Source organism: Intrasporangium sp. (genome assembly GCF_036566125.1).
Taxonomy (GTDB): Bacteria; Actinomycetota; Actinomycetes; order Actinomycetales; family Dermatophilaceae; genus Intrasporangium.
Map to the genome: position 1 here is coordinate 1 of NZ_DATCWX010000191.1, position 13,797 is coordinate 13,797.

The 13,797-nt window shown below is 70.4% G+C and carries 14 protein-coding genes and 1 pseudogene; 10 read left to right on the forward strand and 5 right to left on the reverse strand.

Annotated features, from left to right (window positions below):
* A pseudogene (locus VIR15_RS11320) lies at positions 1–282 on the forward strand (MFS transporter); the annotation flags it as partial.
* 321 nt (positions 283–603) lie between these two features.
* Here VIR15_RS11320 and VIR15_RS11325 read toward each other — a convergent pair.
* Positions 604–1,818 (reverse strand): MFS transporter, encoded by a 1,215-nt coding sequence (locus VIR15_RS11325; RefSeq protein WP_331927609.1) that lies wholly within the window; start codon positions 1,816–1,818, stop codon positions 604–606.
* A gap of 5 nt (positions 1,819–1,823) precedes the next feature.
* Positions 1,824–2,273 (reverse strand): MarR family winged helix-turn-helix transcriptional regulator, encoded by a 450-nt coding sequence (locus VIR15_RS11330; RefSeq protein WP_331927611.1) that lies wholly within the window; start codon positions 2,271–2,273, stop codon positions 1,824–1,826.
* Positions 2,274–2,378: 105 nt separating this feature from the next.
* Between VIR15_RS11330 and VIR15_RS11335 the strand changes: the two genes are divergently transcribed.
* On the forward strand, positions 2,379–3,695 hold the full coding sequence (locus VIR15_RS11335; RefSeq protein WP_331927613.1) for a serine hydrolase domain-containing protein: 1,317 nt from the start codon (positions 2,379–2,381) through the stop codon (positions 3,693–3,695).
* A 13-nt stretch (positions 3,696–3,708) separates the two neighbouring features.
* The gene (locus tag VIR15_RS11340; protein ID WP_331927615.1) at positions 3,709–4,554 is read left to right on the forward strand and encodes an alpha/beta fold hydrolase; all 846 of its coding nucleotides are present in this window, start codon (positions 3,709–3,711) and stop codon (positions 4,552–4,554) included.
* 9 nt (positions 4,555–4,563) lie between these two features.
* Here VIR15_RS11340 and VIR15_RS11345 read toward each other — a convergent pair whose 3' ends face one another.
* Both VIR15_RS11345 and VIR15_RS11350 read right to left on the reverse strand, forming a co-directional pair.
* Positions 4,564–5,493 (reverse strand): LLM class F420-dependent oxidoreductase, encoded by a 930-nt coding sequence (locus tag VIR15_RS11345; protein WP_331927635.1) that lies wholly within the window; start codon positions 5,491–5,493, stop codon positions 4,564–4,566.
* Between the two features lie 9 nt (positions 5,494–5,502).
* Positions 5,503–6,480: a pirin family protein gene (locus VIR15_RS11350; protein WP_331927617.1), complete on the reverse strand. Its 978-nt coding sequence runs from the start codon at positions 6,478–6,480 to the stop codon at positions 5,503–5,505.
* A gap of 36 nt (positions 6,481–6,516) precedes the next feature.
* On the opposite strand from VIR15_RS11350, the gene VIR15_RS11355 reads away from it, so the two are divergent.
* The 4 genes from VIR15_RS11355 to VIR15_RS11370 all read left to right on the forward strand — a co-directional run bounded on the left by VIR15_RS11355 (position 6,517) and on the right by VIR15_RS11370 (position 10,015).
* Complete coding sequence (locus VIR15_RS11355; RefSeq protein ID WP_331927619.1) at positions 6,517–6,855, forward strand: GNAT family N-acetyltransferase; 339 nt, start codon at positions 6,517–6,519, stop codon at positions 6,853–6,855.
* Between the two features lie 13 nt (positions 6,856–6,868).
* Positions 6,869–7,249, forward strand: a complete 381-nt coding sequence (locus VIR15_RS11360) for a YidH family protein (protein ID WP_331927621.1) — start codon at positions 6,869–6,871, stop codon at positions 7,247–7,249.
* A complete protein-coding gene (locus VIR15_RS11365) occupies positions 7,242–7,559 on the forward strand; it encodes a DUF202 domain-containing protein (RefSeq protein WP_331927623.1) in 318 nt (105 codons plus the stop codon). Before VIR15_RS11360 ends, VIR15_RS11365 begins: the two co-directional genes overlap by 8 nt.
* A 167-nt stretch (positions 7,560–7,726) precedes the next feature.
* A complete protein-coding gene (locus VIR15_RS11370) occupies positions 7,727–10,015 on the forward strand; it encodes a sodium-translocating pyrophosphatase (RefSeq protein ID WP_331927625.1) in 2,289 nt (762 codons plus the stop codon).
* Positions 10,016–10,119: 104 nt separating this feature from the next.
* On the opposite strand, the gene VIR15_RS11375 is transcribed toward VIR15_RS11370, so the two are convergent.
* Positions 10,120–10,638 carry an inorganic diphosphatase gene (locus VIR15_RS11375; RefSeq protein WP_331927627.1) on the reverse strand — a complete coding sequence of 173 codons (519 nt, stop codon included), beginning with the start codon at positions 10,636–10,638 and terminating at the stop codon, positions 10,120–10,122.
* A gap of 101 nt (positions 10,639–10,739) precedes the next feature.
* Here VIR15_RS11375 and dacB point away from each other — a divergent pair, with 101 nt between their 5' ends.
* From dacB to VIR15_RS11390, 3 genes are all read left to right on the forward strand, one after another.
* Positions 10,740–12,152, forward strand: a complete 1,413-nt coding sequence (gene dacB, locus VIR15_RS11380) for a D-alanyl-D-alanine carboxypeptidase/D-alanyl-D-alanine endopeptidase (protein WP_331927629.1) — start codon at positions 10,740–10,742, stop codon at positions 12,150–12,152.
* Between the two features lie 173 nt (positions 12,153–12,325).
* A complete protein-coding gene (locus VIR15_RS11385; protein WP_331927631.1) occupies positions 12,326–13,480 on the forward strand; it encodes an Rv3626c family coenzyme F420 biosynthesis-associated protein in 1,155 nt (384 codons plus the stop codon).
* Between the two features lie 18 nt (positions 13,481–13,498).
* The coding region (locus VIR15_RS11390) for a PP-loop family protein (RefSeq protein ID WP_331927633.1) at positions 13,499–13,797 on the forward strand (299 nt) is incomplete at its 3' end.

The following is a 13,797-nucleotide window of genomic DNA, read 5'->3' on the forward strand; positions in this document are numbered from 1 at the left end:
CGGCTCGGCAGCGCGTCCGGGATCGTCAACACGGGGGGCTTCGTCGCCACCCTCACCGCCGTGGCGCTCGTCGGCGTGGTCCTCGACCACGTGGCACCAGCCGGCCCGTCGACGTGGGACACAGACGCCTTCCGGGCCGCCATGACGGTCCAGTTCCCGGTGTGGTTCCTGGGGCTGGCGCAGATCTGGCGATATCGGCGCAAGACTCGTCGTGCCGCTCTCGAAGCGGATCCTGAGGCCTACGCCGCGATGCGCGCCGGCCGCAACGTCACCTTCCACTGACCCAGATCTCTCGCTCTTCTGACTCTTCAGTGGGTCATCTCCCGCCGGGCGCCGGGCCAGCCGGTGTCCACGCGCCCTGCATCCGACAATCGGGCCCCGGTGCGGTTGTCGACGCGCTTTTCGGCGGAACGGTGCCGACTTCCCAGCCCGGGCTGGATTGTCGGAGGTATCGGGGTACGAGCCGAGTGGCACTTCGCTGGGGTCTCATCGAGCACAAGCACTGGGATCAGGCCGTATGCCGCTGGGCTCGTCCACGCGCCCGCTCAGTCCCAGCGTGGCCCGGTCACCGTCGAGTGTGCACTTCCCGTCGCGCCGAGCGCTTCAGGCGTCGCCCACCGTGACAGCCTCGGCCTCGAGTTCGGAGTTGACCGCTTCGGCGCCGTGTCCGGGCTGCGCGTCGATGTCCCTCAGCTCGGCCCGGGCGATCCGCAGCACGAGCACCCCGAGAACCACGGCCCCGGCGCCCACCCAGAACGGCAGCTGTATCGACTCCTCGCCCAGGCGACCGGCGAGCCAGGGCGCGACCGCTCCGCCGCTGAACCGCACGAAGCTGTAGGCCGCGGAGGCCACGCCGCGCTCGACGGGAGCGACCTTCATGACCGTCTCCGTGATGAGGGTGTTGTTGATGCCGAGGAAGGCGCCGGAGAGCACGACCCCGATGACGAGAACGGGCTTGTGATGAGCGCCGAGGCCCATGGCGGCGAGGATGGCCGCGAACCCGAGCAGCGCTCCCACAATGCCCGGAATCGTCCCGAACCGGCGCTGGATCCGCGGTGCGACGAAGACCGAGGTGATCGCAAGGAACAGGCCCCAGCCGAAGAAGATGAGCCCGATCTCCTGGGCACCGAGGTCGAGCGGGAAGGGCGTGAACGCCAACAGGGTGAAGAACCCGAAGTTGTACAGCAGCGCCGTGAGGCCGACCGTGAGGAGCCCACGATGGCCTAGCGCCCGCAGCGGGGCGCCGATCGACGAGGCGCGGCTCGGCGGTGGCGTGGCGGGAAGGGTCACGGCGGTGGCCACGAGCGCGATCGCCATGAGCGTCGCGACGCCGAAGAAGGGCCAGCGCCACGAGACCTCCCCTAGCCACCCGCCGACGAGCGGACCGGTCGCGATCCCGACGCCCAACGCGGCCTCATACAGGATGATGGCCTGGCCGACCGACCCCGCCGCCGCATTGACGATGGTGGCGAGCGCGGTTGCGATGAACAGGGCGTTGCCCAGACCCCACAGCGCTCGGAAGGCGACGATCCCGCCGACGGCGTCCTGGGTTCCGGCGAGGCCAGCGCCGATGATGATCAGGACAAGTCCGAGCAGGAGGGTGCGCTTGGCGCCGACACGGCTGCTGACCCAGCCGGTTCCCAGCATGGCGAGGCCCATGACGGCCATGTAGCTCGTGAACAGGAGCGAGACCTGCGAGGGCCCCGCGCCGAGCTCGTCGGCGATCGGCTTGAGGATCGGGTCGACGAGGCCGATTCCCATGAAGGAGATGACACAGGCGAAGGCGACGGACCAGACGGTCCTCGGTTGGCGCCACATGATGGCTAGTCCTCTCGTGGCTCGGGATCGCGCGAGGCGAGCTCGAGCAGCTCGTTGATGACGTCCACGGCGAGACGAACTCGTTCGTGAGCGGGAGGGTCCAGACGACTGATGAAGGGTTCGACCACGGCTGCCCGGGCGGTGCGGACCTCCGCGAGGGCGGCTGCGCCCACGGCCGTGAGGGACACGAGCGTCGCCCGCGCGTCCTCGGGGTCCGGGTCCCGTCGGACCCAGCCGGCGGCCTCCATCCGCTGGAGCTGGGTCGTGACGGTCGGCTGGCTGCTGTGGTCAAGGCCAGCGAGGACGCTGACCCGCACCGGCTCGTGGTCCTCGATGAGGCCCAGCAGCCGAGCCTGCGCGAACGGGATGTCGAACGCCGCGTTCTGGCTCGCCCAGCGCGACAGCCGCGCAGCGGCACGCAGCAGGTCGTTCGCGTGGCTGGGCTGTTTCGTCACCGTCGGCAATTTACATAGATAACCTATGTAAATCAACCCCACTGTCGGAAGCGTGTCCACGGGGCTGGCGCACCAGCCGGTCGGCGAGCTGCTCGAGGTGAAACCATGGTCGTCGTGGACGACGGCGATCTGGCCGCCTTGCTCGGTGACCACGCCGACCGCCATTCGGTGCCCGGTGCAGCGCTCGGCATCGTCGGCGACGGCACGGTGTCGGTCGCCTGCCATGGGGTTGCCGATGTGCGACTCCGTGAGCCGGTCACGCCCGAGACTCGCTTCGCCATCGGATCCCTGACGAAGTCGATGGTGGCGACGGTGCTGGCGCGGCTGGCCGAGGCGGGCAGGCTGTCCCTCGACGACCCGGCTGTCGCGCACGTGCCGGAGCTGGTCGGCAGCGAGTGGATCGGTGCTGTGACGCTGCGGGATCTGCTCGCCAACCGCTCCGGTCTGCCGCTGCGCGCCCGCCTGGAGTTCGACTTCGACGGCCGGAGGGACGAGTCCGTCGACGCGCTGTCCCGGATGGCCGCCGACATCGGCGACGCTGGGCCACCGATGGACTTCTGGTCGTACACCAACGCCGGATGGAACCTGCTGGGCCGGGCGATCGAGGGCGCGACGGGCCTGGCCTGGGAGGACGCCATGTCCCGCTGGCTCGCGGAGCCGGGCCTGCACGAGACGTCGTTCGGGTCCTCCAGCGACCACAGGGCACGAGCCTCCGGGCACACGATGACGGCGGCTGGTCCGGTGCCGGCCGAGCCGCTGAGGGGGCGGGCCTACGGACCTGCCGGAGTCGGCACGCTGTCCACCATCACAGACCTGCTCCGGTTCGGGGCGATCCATCTCGATGACTCCGCGCTGGCGGCGCTGCGCGTCGTCCATGCCAGTCAGGCGATCCACGGCTGGCTGGACGAGTGGTGCCTCGGCTGGGCACGGTTCGACTGGGTGGGTGGACAGGCCTGGGGCTGGGACGGGGTCGTCAACGGTGAGCGGTCCTTCCTCCGGATCCTGCCCGAGCAGCGCGCCGCCGTCGCCCTCCTGACCAACTCCAGTAGTGGACGTGCGATGGGTCGCTCGCTGTTCACCGAGCTGATGGAGTCGCTGTTCGGCATCGGCGTCCCACCGCTGCGCCTCGAGGCCATGACCGGCGCAGCAGGGGACCTGAGCCGCTTCGCCGGCGTCTATGCCTGGCCGGACCGGCAAATCGAGGTCACCGTGACCGGGCCCGGACTCACGATCAGGAGTGAGCGAGGTGCGGCGGAGGCGCTGCCGGTGGACGAGCGGATCTTCGTGGTGGACGCCGCCGACGCGGACAACCCCACGGTGACCTTCGCCGACCCCGACGCAGGGGGACGGCCGCGCCTGCTCTACGACATGCTCTGGGGGCTGCCACGCACTGGCGAGGACGATCGATGGACGGGTCGATGACGGGAGTGACGCGATGCAGGTGCGGGTGAATGGCACGCGGCTCTGGTTCGACGTCGAGGGTCCGGCGCTCGTCGCGGACGGGAATGACTTCCGCCGTCGGCCGACGGTCGTCCTGGTGCACGGCGGTCCCGGCTCGTTCGACCACTCCTACTTCAAGCCGGACTTCGGCCGACTGGCGGAGGTCAGCCAGGTGGTCTACCTCGACCTGCGTGGGCACGGACGCTCCGACTGGGGGCGCACGCAGGGGTGGAGCCTCGAGCTGTGTGCCGACGACATCCGGCACTTCTGCGACCTGGTCGGGATCGGTGCACCCGTCGTGCTCGGGCACTCGCTGGGCGGGCCCATCGCCCTGCTCTACGGGGCCCGCCACCCCGGCCACGCGGCGGGTCTGGGCATCCTGTCCGGGTTTGCCCGGTGGGACCCGTCCCGGCTCGTCGAGGCCTTTCGTCGGGTCGCCGGAGACGAGGTGGCTGATCTCGCGCGCCGCAGCTACGCGGGCGAGGAGGTGACGGATGACGAGTGGGCCCGGGTCTACGCCTCTTTCGGGCCGCACCATCCGGACGAGGAACGTCGAGCCAGGTCGCCGCGTAACGCCGACCTCAACGCCCACGGGATGGAGCTCGTCCGCCGGGTCGACATCGTCGACCAGCTGGACCGGGTCCGGTCCCCGACGCTCGTGGTCGCGGGCGAGCTGGACCCCGTGACGCCGGTGTCGGCCGCCGAGGAGATCGTCGCCGCCCTGCCCGTAGGAACTGCCAGCCTCGAGGTTGTCTCCGGCGGTGGCCACTTCACGTGGCTGGACGCCCCCGAGCGCTTCTGGCCGATCGTCACCGAGTTCGTCCGCAGCTTCCCGGGATGAGGCGGTGGATCAGCGGAGCTGGCGCAGCACGCCGTCCGCGATCTGCTCGACGTGGTCGAGGTCCGACAGGTCGAGCACCTGGAGGTAGATCCGGGATGCCCCCACCTCGGCGAACGTGCCGATCTTGTCGACGATCTCGGCAGCGGACCCGGCCAGACCATTGCGGCGCAGCTCGTCCACCTCGCGGCCGATGGCCCCGGCCCGACGTTCCAGGGTCGCCGCGTCGTTGCCGAGCACGACGACCTGGGCGGCCGAGTACACCAGCTCGTCGGCGTCACGTCCGCGCTCCTCGCACGCCGCGCGGACTCGTTTGAACAGCCCGCCCGACGTGGGAGCCGAGTCGAAAGCGGCATTGAACTCAGCGGCATACGTTGCGGCGAGGGACGGGGTACGGCGCTTCCCGGTGCCGCCGATGATGATGGGGACCCCACCGTCCTGGACCGGCTTGGTGAGCCCCGGGGAGTCGATGATCGGGTAGTGAGCTCCATTGTGGGAGTAAGTTTCTCCGGGTGTGGTGGCCCAGAGGCCGGTGATGACGGCGAGCTGCTCCTCGAGCCGGTCGAAGCGCTCACCGACCGGCGGGAAGGGGATGCCGTACGCCGTGTGCTCGGCCTCGAACCACCCGGCGCCCAGGCCGAGCTCCACCCGGCCCCCGCTCATCTGGTCGACCCCGGCCACCTGCACGGACAACGGACCGGGCAGCCGGAAGGTCGCCGACGTGACGAGGGTGCCGAGACGGATGGTGGAGGTGTCGCGGGCCAGCCCTGCCAGCGTCGTCCAGGCGTCGGTCGGGCCCGGGCCGCCGTCGCCACCCATGTGGAGGTAGTGGTCGGACCGGAAGAACCCGCTGAAGCCGAGGTCCTCCGCCGCGCGGGCCACCGCGAGCAGGTCGTCGTAGGTGGCGCCCTGCTGGGGCTCGGTGAAGATGCGCAGGTCGATGGTCACGGGTCAGCCGCGGGTGCGGAGTCGCACGTTGGGCAGCTCGGGGGCGGGCAGGGTGTCGGGCCAGGCATCCGGGAAGGTGCCGTACTGCACACCACCGCCCGTCTCCCGCTCACGCTGCCACTCCTCGCGGAAGCGCACGACCTCCTCGTGGTTGCGCCCGATGAAGTTCCACCACATGACGATCTGCTCGCCGAGGGGCGCACCGCCCAGCAGGAGCAGCCGGGTCGGCTCCGACGGGCTCGCCTCGATGGTGACGCGGTTGGTGCCGTGCGGGTGGAAGATGATCTCGCCCGGCTTCGCGACCGCGCCCTCGGACGTCAGGGTGCCCGTGTCGCAAAGGAGTCCGTGCTCGAAGGCCGGGTTCAGGTCGATGTCCAGACGCTGGTACGGATAGAGGTTGATCTCTGCGCCGACCAGGTAGGAGTACATAGAGACGGGAGAGGTCTCGCCGAAGAGGCTCCCGAGGAAGACCAGTACCTGGGCCCCGTCCACATCGATCGCAGGCGGCTCGTAGTGCTGGAAGGACGGCGACACGAAGCGGTGCGCGTCCGGCAGCGCCACCCACAGCTGTGCGCCGTGCAGGATCGTCGTCTCACCGGTGGAGTACTCCGAGTGCGCGATGCCGGACCCGGCCGTCATGATGTTGAGCTGCCCGGGCCGGACCATGGCGTGCGCACCCGTCGTGTCCCGATGCTCGATCTCACCGGTGAACAGCCAGGAGACGGTCTGCAGGCCGGTGTGCGGGTGGCCGGGGACCTTCATCCCACCCGTCTCGGAGACGTCGTCCGGGCCGTAGTGGTCCACGAAGCACCATGCCCCGATGAGCGACCGTTCCCGCTGGGGCAGGCTCCGACGGACCGGCATCGCGCGGGGTCCGCCGAGGGGCACGTTCCGGTAGGGGAGGACGACAGCCGCACCGGCGGGCTCGGCGACACGACCGTCGCAGACGAGCTCGGCCGGATTCTTCTCCGGGTTGCTCACCTCGACCACGCTAGCGCTCTCGGGCAGACTCGGGCCATGGCCACAGACCCGGACACGCAGACCGTCACCCAGAACCGCGAACGAGGGCGTTTCGAGATCGCCGTCGACGGGAAACGCGTGGGGCTGGCCAGGTACGTCGAGGACGACGGGCGGCGGATCTTCTTCCACACCGAGGTCGACGAGGCCTTCTCGGGGGAGGGCCTCGCCTCAGTCCTGGTCCGGCAGGCGCTCGACGCGACCCGCGAGGAGGGTCTGCGCGTCATCGCCGTCTGTCCCTATGTGGCCGCCTACGTCAAGCGGCACCACGACTGGGACGACCTGCTCGACCGGGCGGACCGCCAGGCCCTGGACGCCCTGCGGCAGGTGGACTCGTGACGACGGCACGGTGGTGAGCCGGCCGGAGCGCCGGCCCAGGTCGGTCTATGGGGTGGGTGAGGAGCCGGACCCGCGGTTCAGCCTCGCCAACGAGCGGACCGCCCTGGCGTGGATGCGGACCGCTGTCGCGTTCATCGCCGGCGGCATCGCGCTGATCTCGTTCGCGGACGCGGGGGCCCTACCGCAATGGGCTCTTGCCCTCGGCCTCGCGGCCGTGCTGGGAGGCGCCGTGGTCGCCATCCGGGGTGCCCGCTCCTGGGCGCGGATCGAGCGGGCTCTCCGGCTCGGGGAGCCGTTGCCGCCCCCGAGCGGTCTCTTCGTCGTCGCCGCCGCCGTGGTCGTGGCTGCCGCGGTCATGGCCGGTATCGCCGTGGGCGGGCTCGTCCGTGGGTGAGCCGGCGTCGCGGGACCCCGGTCTCCAGCCGGAGCGGACCGCCCTGGCGTGGACGCGGACCGCCGCCGCGCTGATCGTGCTGCCGGTGCCGCTCGTAGCCATCACTGCGCGGCGTCAGGAGTGGGTGCTGCTCACCCTCACCGCGACCGTGCTCGCCATCTCCGCCGCGAGTGCCTTCCACCTCGCGTCGAGCGTTCGTCGGGCGGTCCACCACGAGCGGCCGTTGCCACCGCCCTTTGCCGGACGGCTGATGCCGGTCCTCGGGGTGCTGCTCCTCGTCGTGGCGTGCGCCTTCGCGGTCGCCCTGTGAGACAGCCCGCATCCCCCTTGCGGCGTCGGGGCGATGCCCTAGAGTAACCGGCGTCACGTCGGGGGAACCCGGCGCCATAGGCGTTCGACCAGTGCCGGTCCGCAACGGGTTGACCGGTCCCAGGAATATGCAGTAGCACCATCGAGACTGCACGGATCAGGAGTTCGATGTCTTCCCTATCTGCGGCGGAGATCGCCGTCACCGGCACTGACCAAGGAATTGTCATCGGCGTGGCGGTTGTCGCGCTGGTCGCCTTGGTCATTGCCTTCATCCTGCGGGCCGGCGTGCTCGCGGCAGGCCAGGGCACCCCGAGGATGCAGGAGATCTCGGCGGCGGTGCAGGAGGGTGCGGCGGCCTATCTGGCGCGTCAGTTCCGCACCCTCGGCATCTTCGTCGTCATCGTCTTCGTGCTGCTCTTCGCGCTGCCGGCGACGACGACCAGCGAGCGCATCGGCCGGTCCATCTTCTTCCTCCTCGGCGCGGCCTTCTCGGCGTCGATCGGCTACTTCGGGATGTGGCTCGCGACCCGCGCCAACGTGCGCGTCGCGGCTGCGGCGAATGGCGACGGTGGCCGGGAGAAGGCCATGCAGGTTGCCTTCCGCACCGGCGGCGCCGTCGGCATGGCCACGACGGGCCTCGGCCTGCTCGGCGCCTCCGTCGTCGTCCTCGTCTACGCCGGGGAGGCTCCCAAGGTCCTCGAGGGCTTCGGCTTCGGCGCTGCGATGCTCGCGATGTTCATGCGTGTCGGTGGCGGCATCTTCACCAAGGCGGCCGACGTGGGTGCGGACCTCGTCGGCAAGGTTGAGCAGGGCATCCCCGAGGATGACCCGCGCAACGCCGCGACGATCGCGGACAACGTCGGTGACAATGTCGGTGACTGTGCCGGCATGGCGGCCGACCTCTTCGAGTCCTACGCGGTGACGCTGGTTGCCGCGCTCATCCTCGGCAGCTCGGCCTTCGGCACCAAGGGCCTGATCTTCCCGCTCATCGTCCCGGCCATCGGCGTGCTGACAGCCATTGTCGGTGTCTACATCACCAGGGCCCGCGCCAACGAGCCCGGCCTCGTGACGATCAACCGGTCCTTCTACATCTCGGCGCTCATCTCGGCCGTGCTCTCCGCAGTCGCCGCGTTCACCTACCTCCCGACGTCCTTCGCGGACCTCGGCATCGAGTCGGTCGCGGCCCAGGAGGGCAACCCGGCCCTCATCGCCACCGTCGCCGTCCTCATCGGCATCGTCCTCGCAGCGATCATCCTCTGGCTCACCGGCTACTTCACCGGCACCGAGACCGAGCCGACGCAGCATGTCGCCCGGTCCTCGCTCACCGGCGCCGCCACCGTCATCCTCGGTGGCATCTCGGTCGGCTTCGAGTCCGCGGTCTACACCGCGATCGTCATCGCCGCGGCGGTCTACGGCGCGTTCCTGCTCTCCGGCTCGATCATCGTCGCGCTCTTCGCGGTGGCGCTGGCGGGCTGCGGTCTGCTCACCACCGTCGGTGTCATCGTGGCGATGGACACCTTCGGCCCGGTCTCCGACAACGCCCAGGGCGTCGCCGAGATGAGTGGCGAGGTCTCCGACGAGGGAGCCCAGATCCTCACCGAGCTCGACGCGGTCGGCAACACGACGAAGGCGATCACCAAGGGCATCGCCATCGCGACGGCCGTCCTCGCGGCCACCGCGCTCTTCGGCTCCTACTCCGACGCCATCGGCCAGGCGCTGCGGGAGGCCGGAGAGGCAGTCACCGGCTTCTTCGTCGCCAACGTGGTCTCGCCCGACACCCTTGTCGGCGTCATCATCGGTGCCGCTGTGGTCTTCCTCTTCTCCGGGCTGGCCGTCAACGCCGTGGCCCGGGCGGCCGGCGCCGTCGTCATGGAGGTGCGTCGCCAGTTCCGCGACATCCCCGGCATCATGGAGGGCACCGGCAAGCCGGAGTACGGCAAGGTCGTTGACATCGTCACCCGGGACTCGCTGCGTGAGCTCGCGACACCGGGTCTGCTCGCCGTCTTCGCGCCGATCGCGGTCGGCTTCGGTCTCGGCGTCGGCCCGCTCGCCGGCTACCTCGCGGGCGCGATCGCGTCCGGCACCCTCATGGCGGTCTTCCTCGCCAACTCCGGTGGGGCCTGGGACAACGCCAAGAAGATCGTCGAGGACGGCAACTTCGGCGGCAAGGGCTCACCGGCCCACGAGGCGACCGTCATCGGCGACACCGTCGGCGACCCGTTCAAGGACACGGCCGGCCCGGCGATCAACCCGCTGCTCAAGGTGATGAACCTCGTCTCGCTGCTCATCGCTCCGGCGGTCGTCGCGCTCTCCGTGGGCGACTCGGCCAACGACCTGGTGCGCTACGCGATCGCCGCCGCCGCCGTGATCATCATCGTCGCGGCCGTGGTCGTCTCCAAGCGGCGCGAGTCCTCGCTGCACGCGGAGCCCGTCCCGGCGGAGAAGCAGCCGGTCTGATCCCTCGTGCAAGCAAGGAATGCCGCCCACTCGCGCTGAGTGGGCGGCATTCCGGCGTCCGACGGACCGGCGCCTCATCAGCGCGCGGTCATCGTTGCGAGTCGTCAGTGGCCGCTGCGCGGCGCCCACCGGCGCGTGTTGAGTCCCTGGTCGGCGGCGCGCTGGATGGCCTCACGGACCACCCGCTCGGCCGCAGCACGGTCGCTCCAGTCGGCTGCCGCAACGTGCTTGCCCGCCTCGAGGTCCTTGTACCGCTCGAAGAAGTGCTTGATCTCGTCGAGCTTGTGCGGCTGGACATCGCGCACGTCCTGCATGGTGTCCATCCGCGGATCAACCGGCACGCACAGGACCTTGTCGTCACCGCCCGCCTCGTCCTCCATGTGGAAGACGCCGATCGGGCGGGCGTGGATGAGCACCCCGGGGAAGGTCGGCTCGGGCAGGAGGACGATGGCGTCGAGCGGGTCGCCGTCCTCGCCGAGGCTGTCCTCGATGTAGCCGTAGTCGCCCGGGTAGGCCATCGACGTGTAGAGGAACCGGTCGAGCCGGATCCGCCCCGTCTCGTGGTCGACCTCGTACTTGTTGCGCGATCCCTTCGGGATCTCGATGGTGACGTCGAAGTCCACGTCGTTGCCCCTTTCCTGACAGAATTCCGGGAAACAGTGTCGCGTAGGTGGCACCCATCCTGGAAACCCAGCCATCCCGCGGACACGAAAGGGGCAACGTCGTGAGGCGGTTGACCGCTGCGCTGACGGCCGCCGCCGTGCTCGTCGTGGGCTACGCAGGCCTCGACGCGGCCGAGTTCGTGCCCGGACTGCTGACGACCCGGCCGCTGCCACCACCCCCGCCGACCGAGACGCCGGGCACCCGCACGCTGCCTGTCGTCCCACAGCCCTCACCATCGACCTCAGTCCGTATGCCGCTGGGCTCGCTCGCCGGGGAGAGTGCGGCTCCCAGCGCGGCCGGGGTGCGTCGAGCGCTCGCCCGGGTTCTCGACCTGCCTGCCCTCTCGGACGCGGCCCTCGTCGTCCGCGACGGGCAGTCGGGTCAGGTGCTCTTCGACCAGGGCGGCACGGAGCGCCGTATCCCCGCATCGACGACCAAGCTGCTCGCGGCGGCAGCGGTCGGCCAGGTGTTCACCCCCGACGAGACGCTGAAGACTCAGGTGCGCCAAGGAGCGACCGCAAACGAGATCGTCCTCGTCCCGGGCGGCGACACGCTCATCGCCCCCGGTGTAGGCGACCGCGACGCGGTGGCGGGTCATGCGGGGTTGGCGGACCTCGCGAACCAGGTCGTCAAGGCCCTCGAGGACTCGGGGATCGATGAGGTAACCCTGTCGCTCGACAGGTCCTATGCCCCTGGCCCGACCCATGCCGCGACCTGGGGCGCCGACTTCCACCGCCTCGGGATCGTCGGCGCCGTGACGATGCTCGGCCTCAGCACGGAGCGGGCGGCCGAGAACCACCCTGCGCCGAACGACCCGGTCACCTCGACTGTCGACGCCTTCGCGGCGCTCCTCGAGAAGCGCGGCATCTCGGTCACCACGACTGCCACCGGGTCGGCCGCCCCCTCCCAGCGCGTGCTCGGCTCGGTCGAGTCGGCTCCGGTCCGGGACCAGCTCGCGCTGGCGCTCACCGACTCGGACAACACGCTCACGGAGGTCCTCGCCCGCCAGGCCGCCTTCCGCGACGGCGCGGCGACCGACTTCCCGGACGTCGGCGACTGGATCGTGGAGCAGATCGCGGCGCTGGGGATCGACACCCAGGGCGTGGCGCTGTCCGACGCGAGCGGCCTGTCCCGGGAGAACCGGGTCACCGGCGACCTGCTGACCGACGTCCTCGCCCTCGGCTACGACGGCAAGCATCCCGTGCTGCGCACCGCTCTGGAGGGCATGCCCATCGCCGGCCTCACCGGCACCCTGGAGGACCGGTTCGCCATCGACAGCACCGCGGATGCCGCCGGGCGGGCCCGCGCGAAGACGGGAACGCTCACCGGCGCCAATGCGCTTGCCGGCTCGGTCGTCGACGACGACGGCCGACTGCTCGTCTACGCGGGTCTGGTCGCGGGCGCACCGACGCTCGAGGCCCGCGCGGCGCTGGACCGCTTCGTCGCCGCCATCGCGGCCTGTGGCTGCCGCTAGTTCCATCGGTCCCCGGTTCGAGGTTTCTGGTTCGAGGTATTCGGTTCGAGGTAGCCCGCGACGACCAGGAGTCGACGACTACCTCGAACCGCAGGGGCACACTGGGCGGGAACGTTACGAAGAGATATCGCGTTGGGGAAGGCAGTGGCCCCATCACCGCTGAAAGGGCAGGCATGACCGACTCCGCGCACGATTTCGGTTACGACTCCGCGCATGATCCCGATGCCGCACCGGACGGCCTGACAACCCCGCAGTCCCGTGAACTCAGCGTGAGGCCGGGAGCGAGCTCAGCGGCATACATCGACTACGAGTTCGCCAAGTGGACCGGGCGCACGGTCGTCAAGGCCGGACCGCAGGTCACGAGCGACGAGGCGGCCGAGATCGTCGCGGACCTGCGCGATGCCGCGGCCGAGGCCGAGGAGCCGGTCGCCGAGACGAGCCGCCTACGTGCACCCGAGGGTGCGCCGCCACCGCTCGTCGTCGACCGTGCGGGGTGGATCAGCGCCAACGTCGACTCCTTCAAGGCCATGATCGACCCGGTCATCGACAAGCTCCTCGCCAAGCGGAAGGTGCCGGAGAGCCCGACCGCCCTGGCGATCGGTGGCAAGGTCACCGGTGCCGAGATGGGCGGCCTGCTCGCCTACCTCTCGAGCAAGATCCTCGGCCAGTACGACCTCGCCCCGGGCGGCACGCCGCAGCTGCTCCTCGTCGCCCCCAACGTCGTCGAGGTCGAGCGCAAGCTCGAGGTCGACCCACGGGACTTCCGGCGCTGGGTGGCCATGCACGAGGAGACCCACCGGGTCCAGTTCACCGCCGTGCCGTGGCTGCGCGAGCACCTCATCGCGCGATCCCAGTCGCTCGCCGTCGACCTCGCGCCCACGCCGGAGGAGATCGGCAAGCGCCTGGACCAGCTGGCCCGCAACCTGCCGGAGGTCATGTCGTCCGGCGAGGGCCTCGGGCAGCTCTTTGCGACCCCCGAGCAGAAGGCCCGAATCGCCGAGCTCACCGCCGTCATGTCCCTCCTCGAGGGTCACGCCGACGTCGTCATGGACGATGTGGGCCCGAGCATCATCCCGACCGTCGACGAGATCCGTCGCAAGTTCAACGCTCGACGCAGCAGTGCGGTCGGCGCAGACCGGCTGCTGCGCAAGCTGCTCGGCATCGAGGCCAAGATGCGGCAGTACCGGGATGGTGCCATCTTCGTTCGCGCCGTCACCGACGAGCTCGGCCGGGACGGCTTCAACGCGGTGTGGTCGTCGCCCGATACCCTGCCCAAGCCCACCGAGATCCTCGATCCCAGCGCCTGGGTGCGCCGGGTCCACGGCTGAACAGGAGCACCCCACGAGATGACGGGACCCGATCCAGCGGTTGCAGCGACCCGGCTCGCGGTGCGTGAGCAGTTCGCCGACGTCCCCGAGGGCGGTCTGGTCCTCGTGGCCTGCTCGGGTGGCCCCGACTCGCTCGCGCTCGCGGCGGCTCTCGGGTTCGAGGCGCCACGCGCGGGCCTGCGGGCGGGGGCGGTCGTCGTCGACCACGGGCTCCAGCAGGGGTCCGCCGAGGTGGCCGAGGAGGCTGCCGAGCTCTGCCGTGAGCTCGCGTTGGACCCCGTCGACGTCGCGCAGGCGGAGGTCCGGCTCACCGGCTC

What these genes read in the sequence shown, in the direction of transcription:
- VIR15_RS11355 (WP_331927619.1), top strand. Translation starts at nt 6,517, where the DNA reads ATGGCCACAGACCCGGACACGCAGACCGTCACCCAGAACCGCGAACGA.
- VIR15_RS11340 (WP_331927615.1), top strand. Translation starts at nt 3,709, where the DNA reads ATGCAGGTGCGGGTGAATGGCACGCGGCTCTGGTTCGACGTCGAGGGT.
- VIR15_RS11370 (WP_331927625.1), top strand. Translation starts at nt 7,727, where the DNA reads ATGTCTTCCCTATCTGCGGCGGAGATCGCCGTCACCGGCACTGACCAA.
- VIR15_RS11335 (WP_331927613.1), top strand. Translation starts at nt 2,379, where the DNA reads ATGGTCGTCGTGGACGACGGCGATCTGGCCGCCTTGCTCGGTGACCAC.
- VIR15_RS11385 (WP_331927631.1), top strand. Translation starts at nt 12,326, where the DNA reads ATGACCGACTCCGCGCACGATTTCGGTTACGACTCCGCGCATGATCCC.
- VIR15_RS11325 (WP_331927609.1), bottom strand. Translation starts at nt 1,818, where the DNA reads ATGTGGCGCCAACCGAGGACCGTCTGGTCCGTCGCCTTCGCCTGTGTC.